This is a genomic window from Pseudomonas sp. G166 (assembly GCF_037027455.2).
Classification (GTDB): Bacteria; Pseudomonadota; Gammaproteobacteria; order Pseudomonadales; family Pseudomonadaceae; genus Aquipseudomonas.
The window spans coordinates 4,583,871-4,600,971 of record NZ_CP146985.1 but is presented as its reverse complement, the minus strand read 5'-3'; the positions used below and the strand labels follow the sequence as shown (position 1 = coordinate 4,600,971).

Below are 17,101 nucleotides of genomic sequence, written 5' to 3'. Positions count from 1 at the left end.
GGTTATCGGCCCAGATAGGCCCTCGGTGTGCTACCGGTCATGTGCTTGAAGAACGCGATGAAAGCGCTGTCACTGGCAAAGCCCAGGTCAAAGGCGCAGTAGCTCAAGCTGCGCCCGGTGGCGAGCAGTTCAATGGCGCGCATCAGGCGCCATTGCTGCCGCCATTGCTGATAACCCATGCCGGTTTCCCGCTGAAAGATCCGGCCGATGGTCCGGCTACTGGCACCGATCTGTCGCTCCAGCACCTCCAGGGTGGGAGGTAAGCGATCCAGTGCTGCGAGCAGCGATGCCAGGCGCTTGTCTTGAGGCAGCGGCAGCAGCATCGGTTGTTGTGCCGCCTCGCGGATTTCACTCAGGCACAACCCCAGCAAATGCATATTGCGACCTTGCGTCCAGTCGCTGTCGAATGTGGCGTCGGTGATCGGTTCGAGGACAGCGCGCAGCAGCGGCGAGACCTCGATGATGCACACCTGCGGTGGCAGGTCGGCGCACAGCGACGCCGCGAGGTAGATCGATCGGTAATCCACACTCTGTTGCATCTCCGCCCGATGGGGCGTCAACGGCGGAATCCACGCAGCGCGTGATGGCGGCAGCAGGCACAGTTGCTGCGCGAGGGTGATGCGTGTGCAGCCCTGGCGTGTGAACAGCAGTTGTCCGCGCTGATGCTGGTGCGGCCCAGAGTCGTGGTAAGCCAATGTGGCCGCGATACCGATCACCGGCGCGGGATGGCGGTCGGGGTCGAAGAGGGTGTGAGCGTCGAGCCAAGCCATGAATTGTCAGATTTCAATGATAAGTTGTCAGAATTCGGATAATACGACAGGTCGTGGATTCGTAGACTGCTCGCCATTTTTCGAGCGAGCTTACCGATGACGTCGCGATCTTTCCTGAGCCTGGCGATTGCCCTGGTGATGTTTCCCCAGATTGCCCAGACCCTCTATAGCCCTGCGTTGGGAGACATCAGTTTGAGTTTTGCCGTCAGTCCAGAAATGGCGGCGCAGATGTTGTCCGTATATTTCCTGGGATTCGCCTTGGGTGTCGTGGTATGGGGCCGCCTCTGTGACCGCATCGGTCGACGGCCTGCCATGTTGGGTGGGCTGGCCTTGTATGCGGCAGCGATGATGTTGGGGCTGAGCGTCGACACCTTCGAAGCGCTCCTGGCTGTCCAGGCCCTGGCTGCGTTGGGTGCGGCGGTCGGTTCGGTGGTGACCCAGACGGTCCTGCGGGATCGTTACCAGGGCGTACAGCTGGGCCAAGTTTTTTCAGTAGTCGGTATCGCCCTGGCGGCCAGCCCGGCGATTGGTTTGTTCAGCGGTGCCGCCCTGGTGCGATGCCTTGGGTATCAAGGTGTACTCGGTGGCCTGTTGCTGCTGTCGCTGATGCTACTCGTGTGGTGTGCGCGATCCCTGCCGGAAACCTTGCCGACCCGTCTCCCATCGCAACCCTTGTCGAAGACGTCGTGGCGCATGCTGAAGGACCCGTGGATCTGGCGTTCTGCGTTTCTGGTCGCCACCTTCAACGTTGCGCTGTTCAGTTACTACAACCTCGCTCCGTTCCAGTTCGAACGGCTCGGCTTGAACGCGGCGCTGTTTGGCTACAGCGGGGTGATCCTGGCCCTGGGCTCGGGCCTGGGGGCATGGCTGAACAAGCGCCTGCTTGCACGGGGTTTCAACGGCAATCAGTTGTCGGCCGTCGCCGCGATGGTGCTGCTGATCGGTGGAGTGAGTGTGCAAGGTCTGCTCGACGGTCGCGGCTTTGTCGTGGCGATGCTGTTGGTCGTGCTGGCGTTCGGCATGGCGATCCCCAACGTGCTCGGTGCTGCGTTGGTTCGCTATGCCGACTGCTTGGGCACGGCCGGTGCGCTGTTCGGTTTGTTCTATTACCTGCTGATTGGTGGCGCCTTGATGCTCGCGGCCTGGTCCCAGGCACTGGGCTGGACGTTGATTGTGTGCGGGGTGCTGGCGGTGTGCTTGACGGTGCGGCAGGTTCGGCTGGTCTGATTGATTCGACGCAAAACCTGTGGGAGCGGGCTTGCTCGCGAATGCGGTGTGTCAGTGGATAGAAGTATTGAATGTCCCGACCTCTTCGCGAGCAAGCCCGCTCCCACAGGATGTAAGCGCGCCAGATTTGGCACCACCAGGCAACCTCTGGTCTTAAGCGCCGCAATCCGTTTGCTTCCTATTAATAGGAAGCATTACTATTCGTACCCCGTTCCCACAGCGCGCCGCGATGATTCCCAAGCTGCCCCGCAGACCCGGCTTTTTCGAGCATTACGAAGAGTTGATCGGCACCTGGACCCGTCGCCTGCGCAATCGCCAGCAGGCCGAGGACTTGGCCCATGACACCTTCGTGCGGGTGCTTGAGTCCGATTCGAGCGGGGTCGAGCAGCCACGGGCGTATTTGCACCAGACGGCGCGCAACATTGCAGTGGATGGCTATCGGCGCGAAGATCGACGGGGGGCCATGGAAGAGGCTGTCATTGACCCTGGTCAGTCGTTTTCGGGCGACCCGGAGCATTTCATGCACGCGATCCAACTGGCGGACTCCATCGAGCGGGCGCTTGCCGAGCTGCCGGCCAACTGCCGCACGGTGTTCGTCTGGCAGAAGATCGAGGGCCTGACCCAGGCGGAAATCGCCGAGCGCCTGGGCCTGTCAAAAAACATGGTGGAAAAGTATATGATCCGCACCCTGCGGCATCTGCGCGATCGTCTGGACGGGCCTGGCCAATGATCGGTCGTCATCTTCCACCTGAGTCACAGGACCTTCCATGATGGATAGCCGTGAATGCCCGTGCGGGCAGGACAAGGTCCGCGACGCGGCGGCGCACTGGTTCGTGCGCCTGCAGGCGCACGCCATGAGTGTCGAGGAACGCCAGCGTTTCGATGCCTGGCTGGGTGAACATCCCAACCACCGCGACGAAATCCAACTGCTGCAAGGCATTTGGAGCGCCACGGACCTGCTGCCCAGGGAACGCCTGCAAGCGTTGTGCGAGCGCCCCGCCGAACGACCCAGGCGTCGGCCACTGTTGCGCTACGCGGTGGCCGCCGGGTTGCTGGCGGTGGCGATCGGCCTGGGTCTGTTCAGTGGCTTGAGTTCTTCCACCGATTACAGCGGCGAATTTGCCACGACCCTCGGCGAGCGTCGGCACATCGCATTGCCGGACGGTTCGATGATCGATCTCAACAGTCGCAGCCGAGTGCGTGTTCAATTCGCCCATCATCAACGCCGGGTGGAACTGGCCGAAGGCGAGGCGTTGTTCACTGTCGAGCATGATGCCGGCCGGCCATTCACCGTTGATGCGGGCAACGGTCAGGTGACGGTGACCGGGACGCGCTTCGACGTGCGCCGCGATGCCGACAGAACCCGGGTGGCGGTGGAGCAGGGCAGTGTCAAGGTCCAGGGACGCGATGCACCGCGAACCCAGTACGTCAGCCTTACGCCGGGCCTCGGTACCCAGATCGATGCCCAGGGTAAAGTGGCCACACCTTACGCGATCAACGCCGAGGCACTCACCGCCTGGCGCAACGGCAAATTGGTATTCAACAACGCGCCCTTGAGCGAAGTGGCGCAAGAAGTCTCCCGTTATCGCGCCAACCCCCTGCGGGTCGGCAGCGCGGCGGTGGGCAACCTGCGCCTGACCAGCGTGTTCCGTTCCGACAACCCTGAGGCGCTGCTCAAAGCCTTGCCCAACATCCTGCCGGTGGCAGTGCGCACCCTGGATGACGGCAGCCAGGAAATAATTGCGCGATAGATTCAGGTTTTTTTCGAGTTCTTCGTCTTCTTGTCCAACTGCAACTGGTTTGCATTAACAGACGCGTATTCTTGCGATTTGACAGGACAAGGTTCGACGTGAAAACCTCCGCCAAACACAACAACCGCCTCTCTTCATCCTGGCTGCCGCTGGCCTTGGCCCTGGCTGTCAGCGCCGCGCTGCCCCAGGCGTTCGCCGAGCAGGCGACCAGCAACATACACATCCAGGCGCAACCGCTGGGCCAGGCCCTGAGCCAACTCGGCCAGCAGACCTCGTTACAGGTGTTCTTCAGCCCCGAGCTGGTCGCTGGCAAACAAGCCCCGGCGGTGGACGGCACCCTGTCGCCGGAAGCGGCGTTGCGCCAACTGCTCCAGGGCAGCGGCCTGCAATACCAGATCGACGAAGGTTCGGTAACCGTGTTGCCGGCGCCGACGGCGTCCAGCGCTGGCCCCATGGAACTGGGGGCGACGGAGATTCAGGTGGTCGGCGACTGGCTCGGCGATGCCAACGCCGAAGTGGTGCAGAACCATCCCGGCGCGCGCACGGTGATCCGCCGCGAAGCGATGGTGGAGCAGGGCGCCATGAACGTTGGTGATGTGCTGCGGCGTGTGCCGGGTGTGCAGGTGCAGGATGCCAATGGCACCGGTGGCAGCGACATTTCCCTGAACGTTGGCGTGCGCGGCCTCACCTCGCGCTTGTCGCCGCGCTCTACGGTGTTGATCGACGGCGTACCGGCCGCGTTCGCCCCCTATGGCCAGCCGCAACTGTCCATGGCACCGATCTCCTCGGGCAACCTGGACAGCATCGACGTGGTGCGCGGCGCCGGATCCGTGCGCTACGGGCCGCAGAACGTCGGTGGGGTGATCAACTTCGTGACCCGGGCGATCCCGGAAAAGGCCACCGGCGAAATTGGCAGCACCCTGGAAACCTCCCAGCGCGGTGGTTGGAAGCACATCGACACGGCGTTCCTCGGCGGCACCGCCGACAATGGCCTGGGCGTGGCGCTGTTGTATTCGGGCGTCAATGGCAATGGTTATCGCCGAAGCAACAACGACAACGACATCGACGACGTCATCCTCAAGACCCATTGGGCGCCCACCGATGTGGACGATTTCTCGCTGAACTTCCATTACTACGACGCCAAGGCCGACATGCCCGGTGGCCTGACCCAGAAGCAGTATGACGCCGACCCGTACCAGTCCGACCGCGACTGGGACAACTTCAGCGGGCGACGCAAGGATGTGTCGTTCAAGTGGTTGCGCCAGATCGACGATCGCACCCAGGCCGAAGTGCTGACCTACTACTCCGACAGCTACCGTGGCAGCACCATCGCCTCCCGGGACCAGCGCAACCTGGCCTCCTACCCGCGCACCTATTACACCTTCGGCATCGAGCCTCGGGTGTCCCACGTGTTCGACCTGGGACCAACCACCCAGGAGGCCAGCGTTGGTTATCGCTACCTCAAGGAAGGCATGCACGAAGAAGCCAGCCGCTTGGCGTTGCGTAACAACGAGCCGGTGGTACGGCCGGGCTCCGACGGTCACGTTTACCAGGACCGCACTGGCGGCACTGAAGCCCATGCGGTTTACATCGACGACAAGATCGATATCGGCAAATGGACCATCACCCCGGGGATCCGCTTCGAAAGCATCAGCACCCAGTGGCATGACCGCCCCGTGCTCGACACCGCCGGCCGCCCGGTGCAGGAAAAACGCCGCAGCATCGATAGCAACGAACCGCTGCCGGCCCTGAGCGTGATGTATCACTTGTCCGATGCGTGGAAGCTGTTCGCCAACTACGAGACGTCATTTGGCAGCCTGCAATACTTCCAGCTCGGCCAGGGCGGCGACGGCAACAACACCGCCAATGGCCTGAGCCCGGAAAAGGCCAAGACCTACGAGATCGGTACGCGCTACAACGATGACGTGTGGGGCGGGGAAGTGACGCTGTTCTACATCGACTTCGACGACGAGTTGCAGTACATCAGCAACGACGTGGGCTGGACCAACCTGGGTGCGACCAAGCACCAGGGCCTGGAAGCTTCGGTGCACTACGACATGGCCGCCCTGGACCCACGCCTCGAAGGCCTCACCGCCAATGCCGGTTTCACCTACACCCGCGCGACCTATGAAGGCCAGATCCCGAGCTTCAAGGGCCGCGACCTGCCGTTCTATTCCCGTCAGGTGGTGAACCTGGGCCTGCGCTATGACGTCAACCGCTGGACCTACAACCTCGATGCCTTCGCCCAGTCGAAACAGCGCTCGCCGGGTACCGGCGTGAACGCCGATGGCAGTTTCAGCGGTGACTACATCACCGACGGCACCGCTGACGGGCAGTACGGCGACATACCGGGCTATGTGCTCTGGAACGTGCGCGCCGGCTATGACTTCGGTGAGCAACTGTCGAACCTGAAACTCGGCGCCGGGGTGAAGAACCTGTTCGATCACCAGTACTACACCCGCTCCAGCGACAACAATTCGGGCATGTATGTGGGTGCGCCGCGTACATTCTTCGTGCAGGCCAGTGTGGGGTTTTGATGAAAATCCAGGGTTGACGCGTACCCTTGTGGAGAGGGGATAAATCCCCTCGCCACAGAGAAGCTCCTTGCCACAAAAAATGATATGAGTCTTAAACCTTCAACACTTTGCCACTCGCCGCCACCGCCACCAGCGACAGCGCAATCAGCCCAAAGGCAAAGCTCAGACTGCTGCCATGGGCAACGAACCCGATCAGCGCCGGGCCGGCGAGGATGCCGGCATAGCCGATGGTGGTGATGGCCGGTACGGCGATCGCTTCCGGCATCAGGGTCTGTTTGCCGACGGCGGTGTACAGCACCGGCACGATGTTGGAACACCCGGCGCCCACCAGTGCATAACCCAACAGCGCGGCTTGCCACATCGGTGCCAGGGTCGCCAGCAGGAATCCGGTCGCAGCAATCGCACCGCCGTAGATGATCACGCGCTTGGCGCCTAAGCGGTGCACCACCGAATCCCCCGTCAGCCGGCCGACGGTCATGGTCAGCGCGAATGCGGCATAGCCCAGGCCGGCATAGGCGGTATCCACCGCGCGTTCGGTGGTCAGGAATACGGCGCTCCAGTCCAGCACCGCGCCTTCGGCGAGGAACACGATGAAACACAGGATGCCAATGAACAGCACCACGCCGTGGGGAATGGCAAACGCCGGGCCCGAGCTTTCACTGCCATAGGGCAGCAGGTGCGGCGCAGCCTTGAACAACGCCACCAGCAGCACCGCGTTGACCACCAGCGTCGCCCCCAGCGGCGAAAGCCCGAGGCCGAGCAGGGCGCTCACGCCCGCCGCGCCGATGATCCCGCCGAGGCTGAACATGCCGTGGAAGCCCGACATCATGGTCTTGCCGCTGGCGCGCTCGACGATCACCGCTTGCAGGTTCACGGTCGAGTCCACGGTGCCGAGGCCGGCGCCAAACAGGAACAATGCCGCCACCAGCCAGGGCAGGGAGGTCATCGTCGCCAGTAGCGGCAACGCCAGGCAGATCAGCAGCGTGCCGCCGCTGAGCACCCGCCGGCAGCCGAACCGTGCCGCCAGCGCGCCGGAAATCGGCATCGCCAGGATCGAGCCCACCCCAAGGCACAGCAACAGCAAACCGAGGGTGCCCTCATCCAGGTCGGCCCGCACCTTGGCGTAAGGCACCAACGGCGCCCAGGCGGCGATGCCGATACCGGCGATGAGATAGGCGATGCGGGTGGACATCTGTTCCAGGCGTCCTGGGATAAAGGTGGGTGGTGGCGTGATGGCAGTCATGAAACGTCCTTGGCTTACTTGCAGTGCGCTGGTGCGGGCAGGGGGCCTATGCTTGCATATCCACTGACCGCACCGCGACTCCAAGGTGCCGGCCAAAGCGCAGGCTTTGCTCCCATAGCCTTTGCCAGCATAAAGTACCGGCCTTTGCTGGCTGATTCCGGGTCTGGTCCATGGCGCAGTTTTATGATGCACGCGGCAATATTTATGGGGTCGTTTCACCGCAACAAGTGCGTGACCACGGCATTGACCTGCCGCCGTCAGCCGCCCTGGCTGCGCAGCGGCGCGAGGCCTGGGCCGTGGCTGCCGTGCATGCCTTCTGCAGTTGGGCACCGGGCGAAGCCCCGCCGGATGCCAAGGCTCATCGCAGCGACGGTCTGTTGGTCGGTCCGTTCCAGAACGAACCGCCCTTTGACGTTTTGATCGTCAACACCGACGGCACCCTGGCCGAGCGTAGCGGCAACGGCCTGACGATTTTCTCCCAGGCGCTGAAAGAGCAAGGCTTGATGCCGGGGGAGGGTGAGTGTGTGCTGCAGGTTCATCACGACAGACAGCAAGGCCCGTCACCGCTGCAGACTTCGGTGCAAGCTGCTGAGTTCGAGGGTGTGCAGGGCTTCTGGCTGAACCTGGGGAAACCGCTTTTCGGGCCTCGGGCCGTTGGTGCTCACGGTGTGGAGAATGTGAACTTCAATCTGCGCGATGTCAGTCGAGTGGCCGCGCTCCATGGGTTGAATCCGGCATGGGGCAACAGCCAGTTCGTGAGCATCGGCAATCCTCATTGCGTGACTTTGGTGGAGGCTGCCGAGGCGCTGCCGAGCAACGCACAAATGCGTGCCTCGCCGTTGTCGCAAAGCCTGACCGGCATCGCTTATACGGCGCCCGCTGGCGATGGGGCTCCATGCCCGGCGGGGGTGAATCTGCAATGGGCCTGGCGCGAGGGCGAAGGGCGGGTCGTCGCCCGGGTGTTTGAACGGGGCGAAGGCCCCACCGCGTCCTCGGGCACCAGCGCCAGTGCCGTGGCCAGTGCCGCGTGGCGGGTGGGTTGGGTGCAGGCGGGGCCGGTGAGTGTGGTAATGCCGGGAGGGATTGCGCCGATTTTGTTGGAGGAGCAGGCCGGCGAGCTGATGCGGGTCAGGTTGTTTGGTACGGCGCGGCTTGTGCCCTAGAAAATCTGGAGTCCCGCGGCGCGGCCAATAACGCCATCGCGAACAAGCTCGCTCCCACATTTTGATCTTCAGCGGGCACGAAATTTGTGTCCGACACAGACCACTGTGGGAGCGAGCTTGCTCGCGATAGCGGCGGGTCAGTCATCTCAATGTCAACGGGTGGGCAGCAAGCTCACTCTCACTGTGGGGAACATCAGCCCAACTGCTGCGCAAACTCCACCACCGGCATCTGCCGCTTCATCAGTACTTCACCGTTACGAATCGAGTACAGCGGCAAGCCCTGGCTGCGGATTACCTCGTAATCACTGTCCGCCGACAGGATCAGCAGGTTCGCCGGGCGCCCTGGCTCCAGGCCGTAGCGCTCGCCCAGGGCCATGGCCTTGGCACTGTTGTCGGTGACCAGATCGAGGGCGCTTTGCAGGTTGCGGTAACCGAGCATGTGGCAGATGTGCAACCCGGCTTCGAGCACCCGCAGGATGTTGCCATTGCCCAACGGGTACCACGGGTCGACGATGGAGTCCTGGCCGAAGCATACGTTCATCCCGGCTTCGAGCAGTTCATTGACCCGGGTGACGCCGCGGCGTTTGGGGAAGTTATCGAAGCGCCCTTGCAGGTGAATGCTCTCGGTGGGGCAAGAGACGAAGCTGATGCCCGAATGCCCGAGCAGGCGAAACAGCTTGGCGCAGTAGGCGTTGTCGTAGGAGCCCATGGCCGTGGTGTGGCTGGCCGTGACCCGCGCGCCCATGTCACGACTGCGGGCTTCTTCGGCGAGCACTTCGAGAAAGCGCGAGTGCGGATCATCGGTTTCGTCGCAATGCACATCCACCAGGCAGCCGGTGCGCTCGGCCAGGTCCATCAGGAACTTCACCGAGCTGACGCCTTGGTCGCGGGTGTACTCGAAATGCGGAATGCCCCCCACCACGTCGGCGCCCATGCGGATCGCTTCTTCCATCAGCTCGCGACCGTTGCGGTAGGACTCGATGCCCTCCTGGGGAAACGCGACGATCTGCATGTCGATCAGGTGGCGACTTTCCTCGCGCACTTGCAGCATCGCCTTGAGGGCCGTGAGCTCGGGATCGGTTACGTCGATATGGGTGCGCACATGCTGGATGCCATGGGCGGCGAGGGCCTGGATGGTTTTCTTGGCGCGAGTCTTGGTGTCTTCCTCGGTGATGGTGGCCTTGCGTTCGCCCCAGCACTCGATGCCTTCGAACAGCGTGCCGCTCATGTTCCAGCGCGGCTCGCCGGCGGTAAGGGTCGCGTCCAGGTGGATATGCGGCTCGACGAAAGGTGGCACCACCAGGTTGCCGCCGGCGTCGAGATCCTGCGGACCGAGGCTGGGGGCCTCGGTCTGGCGGGCGATGTTGGCGATCAGGCCGTTTTCCAGGTGCAGTTCATGCAAGCCTTCGCGGTTGCGCAGGCGGGCGTTGATGATGTGCATCAGGCGAGTCCTTCTTAAAGATCTTGTAGGGGGGCGTTGGTGGCGCGAATTCCCATTACGCCGATCAATAGCACATACGTTAGCGCGCCAGCGGCGATTCCTACCAGCGGCGCGACCCAGGGTGAGTTGAATGCGGCGACGGTGCCGATCCCGTAAGCGAACAGCCCGGGCCAATTGAACGCAGGCAACTGCGCTTCGGCCAGGCGTGGATAGCGGCCGCGCCAGCGGAAGAAGAAGTCGGCCATGATCACGCCGCCAATGGGTGGGATCACCGTGCCCAGCAAAATCAGGTACGGTACCAGCAGGTCGTACATGCCCAGCAGCGCCAGCAGTGTGCCGATCAGCGCGCCGCCGAGGGTGACGGCCTTGCGCCGGCGGGTGCGCAGCAGGTTGCAACCGGCTACGGCGAAATTGTAGATGGTGTTGTCCTGGGTGCTCCAGATGTTGAGTAGCAGCATGGCCATCGCCGCCATGGCGAAACCCTGCAACAGCAGCACTTCGACCACGTCTGGCTGTTGATAGACGATGGCGCCGTAGGCGCCGATCAGTACCATCAGGCCATTGCCGAGGAAGAAGCCGATCAGGCTCGCCAGCACCGCGACCTTCGCCGAGCGGGAAAACCGCGTCCAGTTGGTCGCCTGGGTCGCGCCGCTGACGAAGGTGCCGAACACCAGCGTGATGGCGGTGGACCAGTCGAGGCTGCCCGTGGGCACTATCGCCAGCAGGCCATCGAGGCCGCCGACCTTCACCGTCGCCACCCACATCGACAGCATCAGCAGCAACATCATGGCCGGCACGGCAATGTAGGAGAGGATTTCCAAGCCACGATAGCCAATGTAGGCCGTGGCGCAGAACCCCAGGCCGAACAGCACCATCAACCCCAGCACGCTGCCCTCGCTCAGCTCGAAATACTTGCCCAGCACCACGGCGGCAGTCGCCGTGCCCCAGGCGTACCAGCCGATCTGGGTGAAGCCCAGGATCAAGTCGCTGAGCTTGCTGCCCACCTCGCCAAAACAGAAGCGCCCCATCAGCACCGAATTGAGCCCACTCTTGAAAGCGATGTAACCCAGGCCCGCCGCATACAGGCCCAGCAGCAGGTTACCGATCACGATCACGGTGAGCATCTCGGCAAAACCGAACGCCACCCCCAGCTTGCCACCGGCAAACATCGTGGCGGTGAAAAAGGTGAAGCCCAGCAGCACCATGGCCGTGGAAGCCAAGCCCTTGCGGGCGTGCATCGGGACTTCGCTCAAGGGGTAGTCGTTGCCTGGATCGTTCTGAGTCATGTGGCGGTCCTTGCGGATGAGGGGAATATCGCAAGCGTGCAGTGGCCGTGCCAAACGAGTGAGCGCGAGGTTATTTATAGACAATCTTCGGGCTTGGGTGGCGCAAGAGGGCGAAAGCGGTGCGGCGGTGATTCAAGTTGGAACACAGATCTCATTAGCGATGAGGTCCCCCCTGTGGGAGCGAGCTTGCTCGCGATGGCGTCGGGTCAGTCATATAGATGCCAACTGACAGACCGTTATCGCGAGCAAGCTCGCTCCCACAGGTTCAGGTCAGAAATCGCAACAGTGCTGCGACGATGGCCTGCGGCGCATCTTCCTGGACCAGGTGCCCGGCGTTCGGAACCGGGTGCAATTGCGCGCCGGGAATCAGCTTGTGCAAGGCCCGGCCGCGCTCGATGGGGATCCACTGGTCATCCTCGCCCCAGAGAACCTGTGTCGGGCAGCGCACGCTGGGATACAGGTCCTGGATCTCGCGGGTGTACCGCTCGTCCATCTGCGCAATCTGCCGATAGAACGCCGCCTGGCCTGGCTCGCCAAGCCAAGGCTCTACGTAAGGCGCCAGTTCTGCGTCTGGAATATCGCGCTTGATCGCGCCGCGGATGTAGGTCGGTACGATGGCCCGCTGAATGTAATCGGGCAGGCCGCTGAACGCTGTTTCATATTGGCGCACGTGCTGTACAAAGGGGGAGCCCCAAGGTGACAGGGCCACCGGGTCGATCAGGGTCAGGCTGCGGTAGTCTTTGCCGTCGAGCAGGTGTGTGCGCAGGGCGGTGGCGCCGCCGAAATCATGGGCCACCACGTCCGGGCATTCCAGGCCCCAGTGCTCCAGCAATTTTGCGAGCAATTGGTTTTGCACGCCGAGGGACACGTCTGCATCAGGCTGCGCGGACTGGCCATAACCCAACAGGTCGAAGTAATGCACCCTGTGGGTGGCGAAGAACAGCGGGGCGATCCGGTGCCACACGTAGGAAGAAAAGGGCGTGCCGTGGACAAACACCAGCGGTGGACCATCGCCGTGGATGGCGTAGCGGATGGGGTGTCCGTTGAAGTCGTAGGTCTGATCCAGCAGCCAGTTGGTCATGATCGATGTTCCACTGAGAATGGCTCAGGGGAAAGAGCATAGGCCAATGCGATTCAGCAGGGGAGACACCCTTGTGGCGAGCGAGCTCCCTTGCCACAAGGGGAATGGTTATTCGCCGTGATAGATGCAACCGCTGGTGCATGTCTCATGGATGCGAATGGCACTGAGCTCCGGCAGCAACGGCTTCAACTCATTCCAGATCCACTTGGCCAGGACTTCGCTGGTAGGGTTTTCCAGGCCAGGGATGTCGTTGAGGTAGTTGTGGTCCAGGCGCTCGTAGAGTGGCTTGAAGATCGCCTTGATCTCCGAGAAGTCACGGATCCAGCCGGTATGCGGGTCGATGTCGCCACTCAAGTGGATCGCCACTTTGAACGAGTGACCGTGCAGGCGCCCGCACTTGTGGCCATCCGGCACGTGGGGCAGGCGATGGGCGGATTCGAAGGTAAACTCTTTGAAGATTTCCACAGGTTCGGGCTCTTTAAGGTAGCGGTCGCGAGGCAGGCGGCGGAGTTTATCAGTTTGATCCAGGCGTTGCGCGAGCGTGCTGACTAAAGGGTCAGCAAACGCTCGCCCAGCCCACCGTTGGCGCTCAGTTCGAGAAACTCATCACCGAGCCGGCGGCTCTCGTCCATCGCCGTGCGCCAGTACTTGCGACGGCTCGGGTCATCGCCCATGAAACGCTTGAAGTCATTCCGGTCCGGCAGTTTGCCGTAGGGCAGGCGCGCCAGGTATTCACGGGACGGCGCCAGCAACAACACGTCCTGAAGGCGGTCGACATTGCCTTTGCGCCACGGCAAACCTTTGTCGAACCAGCCGGGAATGACCCGGTCGGTGAAGTGCGGATACAGCACGATGTCCTCGCCGCTGTAAGGCAGGTCGAGGTGGTAGTCCAGCAGGCCGCCGTCGCGGTAGGTGCCGGCACCGGCGCCGGGCAGGTCGCGCACACCTTCCATCACCATGGGGATCGAACCCGAGGCCAGCAGGGCCTGGCGCAGGTTGTCGGCTTGCAACGCAACGAAACGTGACGGAAAGTCCTTCAGCGGATGCAGGGGCGGGGCCAGGCGCGGGTCGTGGATGATCAACCGTTCGAAATGCCGCGACAGCCGTGCACGGCCTCGCAGGTTGTCGGCGATCACCGACGACAAGCCCAGGCCCAGCCGTCCGCGATGATCGAGCGCCAGCAAGCCGTGACTCTTGACCACCATGATGTTGAGCCGGTAGTGCGGGTTGTCGAGGATCGAGCTGTCGCGGCCTTCGAGCAAGTCATCGAGCATGCGCTGCGAGCTCTGGCTGACCCCGGCCATGGTCACGCCTTTGGCGAAGCTTTGTTCGTTGTACAAATTGCCCAGGCGCCGGATCCCCTCGGCGGCATCCGGCAGGCAGGCGCTGGCGAAGCGCCAGGCACCCACCGAGGCGCCGATCAGCGAGCGCTCCCGGGGCGCGGCGGGTAGCCATTGGCCGAACAGCGCCAGGTCCAGGCCCTGGATACCCAAGGCCTTGGGACCACCGGCGGCGCCCGGCAGGATGCCGACGTCGGCGGCGTTCAGGCCGGCCTGGCGAATGCGTGCAAAGGCACGCGGACCGGCCTTGAGGGTGAGGGCGGGGAACTTGATGTGGATGGCGGTCATACCGGTCTCGAAGGCAAACAAGCGGACAATTATAGCGACACAAAACCCTGTGGGAGCGAGCTTGCTCGCGATGGCGGTCTGTCAGTTGATATTGATGAGACTGAACTGGCGCTATCGCGAGCGAGCTCGCTCCCACATTGATCTGGGTTGGATGATGGCAATTCAGTTTCAGTTAAGTTCGCCCCGATACAGTCCCCCCGCAAAGATTATAAAAAGGAGACAATCCATGAACCGCCTGACTGCCTTTTTCATCGCGACCCTCATGGCCCTCGGCGCTGGCCTGGCTCATGCACGAGATCTCAACGACGACGAAGCCCGCAAACTGCGAGACGCTGGTACCATTCTGTCCTTTGAAAAACTCAACGCCATTGCCCTGGCTGAACACCCTGGCGCGACCTTGACCGATACCGAGCTGGACGAAGAGTACGGCCGGTACATCTATCAGGTGGATCTGCGCGATGCGAAGGGTATTGAGTGGGACCTGGAATTGGACGCCGCCAACGGCGAGGTGCTCAAGAATCATCAGGATACGTAATGAAGCTTAATTTATGCGCCCGCAGCCGATGGACGCTGGCGCTGCTGGCGTTCTGTTCGGTGGCCATGGCCCGGGACCTGGACCAGGACGAGGCCCTGCAACTGCGCCAGCAAGGCGTGATCCTGCCGTTGGAGCAGTTGCTCCAGCAGGCTCTGGATCTTCACCCCGGCGCCAAGCTGCTGGAGGCCGAGCTGGAAGAAAAACACGGCGTCTATATTTACGAGGTCGAACTGCTGGATACCGACGGCGTCGTGCGCGAACTGGACCTGGAAGCCGCCACCGGCCGCTTACTCAAAGATAAGGAAGACTGATGCGCCTGCTCCTGGTGGAAGATCACGTTCCCCTGGCCGACGAACTGATGGCCGGGCTGACACGACAGGGCTACGCCGTCGATTGGCTCGCTGACGGTCGCGATGCGGTGTATCAAGGCAGCAGCGAGCCTTACGACTTGATCATTCTCGACCTCGGCCTGCCCGGTGTGCCGGGGCTCGAGGTGCTGGCGCAATGGCGTGCCGGCGGCCTGGGCACGCCCGTGCTGATCCTCACCGCGCGTGGCTCCTGGGCCGAACGTATCGAAGGCCTCAAGGCCGGGGCCGACGATTACCTGACCAAACCCTTTCACCCCGAAGAACTGCACCTGCGGGTCCAGGCGCTGCTGCGCCGCTCCCATGGCCAAGCCAACCAACCGACGCTCAAGGCGGCCGGGCTGCACCTGGATGAAGGGCGGCAATGCGTGATTCGTGATGGCGCAGAGATCCAACTGACCGCCGCCGAGTTTCGGTTGTTGCGCTATTTCATGCTGCACCCCGAGCAAATCCTGTCCAAGAGCCATCTCGCCGAACACCTGTATGACGGTGAAACCGAGCGTGATTCCAATGTGCTGGAAGTCCATGTCAATCACCTGCGGCGCAAGCTGGGGCGCAGCGTGATCGAAACCCGTCGCGGCCAGGGTTACCTGTTCGGCGGGCAGGCGCAGTGAGATCGATCCAGCGGCGCCTGAGCCTGGGCCTGATTGGTGTGATGGTGGTGGTCGGGCTGGTCCTGGCGCAGACCAGTTTGTGGTTGTTCGAACTGGGTTTGCAGCGCTATCTGGAAGCCGGGCTGCGTAACGACAGCGAGAACCTGCTGGTGGCTCTGGTGCGTGGCCCGCAGGGCTTGCAACTGGATGAGCGGCGCTTGTCGCCGGCCTATCAACGGCCGTTTTCCGGGCACTATTTCCGCATCGATTTTGCCGATGTGCACTGGCGCTCCCGTTCCCTGTGGGACCAGGAGTTGCCCCGGCTCGATCACCCAGGCTTGCACAGCAACCTGCAGTTGGGCCCCGAGGGGCAGAAGCTGCTGGTGCTGCGCACCGACTATCGGCGCCTGGGCCAGGCTATTTCCATCAGCGTGGCCCAGGACTACACACCGGTGCGTGACAGTTTCCGGCGGATGCAACAGATCGGCCTCGGTCTCGGGCTGGCGGGGCTGCTGTTGATCCTGTTATTGCAACGCATCACCGTGCACCGCGCCTTGCGCCCCCTGGATCGGGCCCGTGAGCAAATTGCACAGTTGCAGCGCGGCCAGCGTTCGCAGCTCGACGAGCAAGTGCCCCGGGAGCTGGAACCGCTGGTGGCGCAAATCAACCATCTGTTGGCCCACACTGAAGACAGCCTCAAGCGTTCGCGCAATGCCCTGGGCAACCTTGGGCATGCCTTGAAAACTCCGCTGGCGGTGCTGCAAAGCCTGGCTTCGAACGAGAAGCTCGACCCGTATCCCGAGCTGCGCAAGCTGTTGCTCGAGCAACTGGAGCAGGTCCGCCAGCGTCTGAACCGCGAACTCAACCGCGCCCGTCTGTCCGGCGATGCGTTGCCCGGCGCGCACCTGGACTGCGACGCCGAACTGCCGGGGTTGCTGGCCACGCTGAACATGATCCACGGCGAACACCTGCAACTGACTTGCATCGCCCCGCCGGGCTTGCACCTGCCCTGGGACCGTGAGGATCTGCTGGAGCTGCTGGGCAACCTGTTGGACAACGCCTGCAAGTGGGCAGACGCCGAAGTGCGCCTGACCGTGAACGAGACGGCCACGGGGTTCAGCCTGGCGGTGGAAGACGACGGCCCAGGCATTCCCGAGGATCGCCGCAACCAGGTCTTCAGCCGCGGCACACGCCTGGACGAACAGACCGATGGCCATGGCCTGGGCCTGGGCATCGTGCGGGACATCGTCGACACCTGGGGCGGCACGCTGGCGCTGCAAGACAGCGAGTGGGGCGGGCTGAAGGTTGTGATCGAGTTGCCCAAGCGCTGATACGTATCCAATGGCGGTGAGCCCCTGTGGGAGCGAGCTTGCTCGCGATGGCGTCAGTCCAGTCACATCGGTATCAACTGATAGATTGCTATCGCAAGCAAGCTCGCTCCCACAGGGTGTAGTGGGCATAGACATTGCGAGTCACTGAAA

16 protein-coding genes are annotated in these 17,101 nt (G+C 62.7%); 9 read left to right on the top strand and 7 right to left on the bottom strand.

Going from position 1 to position 17,101, the window contains the following annotated elements; translation table 11 throughout:
* Positions 1-2: 2 nt before the first annotated feature.
* Complete coding sequence (locus tag SGN16_RS20170) at positions 3-770, bottom strand: helix-turn-helix domain-containing protein (RefSeq protein ID WP_335944508.1); 768 nt, start codon at positions 768-770, stop codon at positions 3-5.
* A 96-nt stretch (positions 771-866) separates the two neighbouring features.
* On the opposite strand from SGN16_RS20170, the gene SGN16_RS20165 reads away from it, so the two are divergent.
* The 4 genes from SGN16_RS20165 (at position 867) to SGN16_RS20150 (ending at position 6,285) form a co-directional block, all read left to right on the top strand.
* Positions 867-1,997, top strand: a complete 1,131-nt coding sequence (locus tag SGN16_RS20165) for an MFS transporter (protein WP_335944507.1) — start codon at positions 867-869, stop codon at positions 1,995-1,997.
* A gap of 229 nt (positions 1,998-2,226) precedes the next feature.
* The gene (locus SGN16_RS20160; protein ID WP_135846329.1) at positions 2,227-2,727 is read left to right on the top strand and encodes a sigma-70 family RNA polymerase sigma factor; all 501 of its coding nucleotides are present in this window, start codon (positions 2,227-2,229) and stop codon (positions 2,725-2,727) included.
* Positions 2,728-2,764: 37 nt separating this feature from the next.
* Positions 2,765-3,748, top strand: coding sequence for a FecR family protein (locus SGN16_RS20155; RefSeq protein WP_335944506.1), 984 nt, complete (start codon positions 2,765-2,767; stop codon positions 3,746-3,748).
* A gap of 98 nt (positions 3,749-3,846) precedes the next feature.
* Positions 3,847-6,285, top strand: a complete 2,439-nt coding sequence (locus SGN16_RS20150; RefSeq protein ID WP_335944505.1) for a TonB-dependent siderophore receptor — start codon at positions 3,847-3,849, stop codon at positions 6,283-6,285.
* Between the two features lie 91 nt (positions 6,286-6,376).
* Here SGN16_RS20150 and SGN16_RS20145 read toward each other — a convergent pair whose 3' ends face one another.
* A complete protein-coding gene (locus SGN16_RS20145; RefSeq protein WP_210639677.1) occupies positions 6,377-7,528 on the bottom strand; it encodes an MFS transporter in 1,152 nt (383 codons plus the stop codon).
* Between the two features lie 170 nt (positions 7,529-7,698).
* Between SGN16_RS20145 and SGN16_RS20140 the strand changes: the two genes are divergently transcribed.
* Positions 7,699-8,691: a diaminopimelate epimerase gene (locus SGN16_RS20140; RefSeq protein ID WP_335944504.1), complete on the top strand. Its 993-nt coding sequence runs from the start codon at positions 7,699-7,701 to the stop codon at positions 8,689-8,691.
* A 193-nt stretch (positions 8,692-8,884) separates the two neighbouring features.
* Here the strand turns inward: SGN16_RS20140 and codA are convergent, their stop codons facing one another.
* The 5 genes from codA to SGN16_RS20115 all read right to left on the bottom strand — a co-directional run bounded on the left by codA (position 8,885) and on the right by SGN16_RS20115 (position 14,127).
* On the bottom strand, positions 8,885-10,132 hold the full coding sequence (codA, locus tag SGN16_RS20135; RefSeq protein WP_335944503.1) for a cytosine deaminase: 1,248 nt from the start codon (positions 10,130-10,132) through the stop codon (positions 8,885-8,887).
* A gap of 14 nt (positions 10,133-10,146) precedes the next feature.
* The gene (codB, locus tag SGN16_RS20130) at positions 10,147-11,418 is read right to left on the bottom strand and encodes a cytosine permease (RefSeq protein WP_210639674.1); all 1,272 of its coding nucleotides are present in this window, start codon (positions 11,416-11,418) and stop codon (positions 10,147-10,149) included.
* 265 nt (positions 11,419-11,683) lie between these two features.
* Entirely contained in the window at positions 11,684-12,499 is an 816-nt protein-coding gene (locus SGN16_RS20125) for an alpha/beta hydrolase (protein WP_335944502.1), read from the bottom strand.
* 108 nt (positions 12,500-12,607) lie between these two features.
* Positions 12,608-12,964 (bottom strand): 6-carboxytetrahydropterin synthase QueD, encoded by a 357-nt coding sequence (gene queD / locus SGN16_RS20120; RefSeq protein WP_003203918.1) that lies wholly within the window; start codon positions 12,962-12,964, stop codon positions 12,608-12,610.
* An 83-nt stretch (positions 12,965-13,047) separates the two neighbouring features.
* The gene (locus tag SGN16_RS20115) at positions 13,048-14,127 is read right to left on the bottom strand and encodes a patatin-like phospholipase family protein (protein ID WP_335944501.1); all 1,080 of its coding nucleotides are present in this window, start codon (positions 14,125-14,127) and stop codon (positions 13,048-13,050) included.
* A 226-nt stretch (positions 14,128-14,353) separates the two neighbouring features.
* Here SGN16_RS20115 and SGN16_RS20110 point away from each other — a divergent pair, with 226 nt between their 5' ends.
* The 4 genes from SGN16_RS20110 to SGN16_RS20095 are packed head-to-tail and all read left to right on the top strand — an operon-like array spanning position 14,354 to position 16,951.
* A complete protein-coding gene (locus tag SGN16_RS20110) occupies positions 14,354-14,662 on the top strand; it encodes a PepSY domain-containing protein (RefSeq protein WP_335944500.1) in 309 nt (102 codons plus the stop codon).
* Entirely contained in the window at positions 14,662-14,973 is a 312-nt protein-coding gene (locus tag SGN16_RS20105; RefSeq protein WP_210639670.1) for a PepSY domain-containing protein, read from the top strand. The genes SGN16_RS20110 and SGN16_RS20105 overlap by 1 nt, the downstream gene beginning before the upstream one ends.
* Positions 14,973-15,641 (top strand): response regulator transcription factor, encoded by a 669-nt coding sequence (locus tag SGN16_RS20100; protein ID WP_210639668.1) that lies wholly within the window; start codon positions 14,973-14,975, stop codon positions 15,639-15,641. Before SGN16_RS20105 ends, SGN16_RS20100 begins: the two co-directional genes overlap by 1 nt.
* Positions 15,638-16,951: a sensor histidine kinase gene (locus SGN16_RS20095; protein WP_210639666.1), complete on the top strand. Its 1,314-nt coding sequence runs from the start codon at positions 15,638-15,640 to the stop codon at positions 16,949-16,951. The genes SGN16_RS20100 and SGN16_RS20095 overlap by 4 nt, the downstream gene beginning before the upstream one ends.
* Positions 16,952-17,101: the final 150 nt, after the last annotated feature.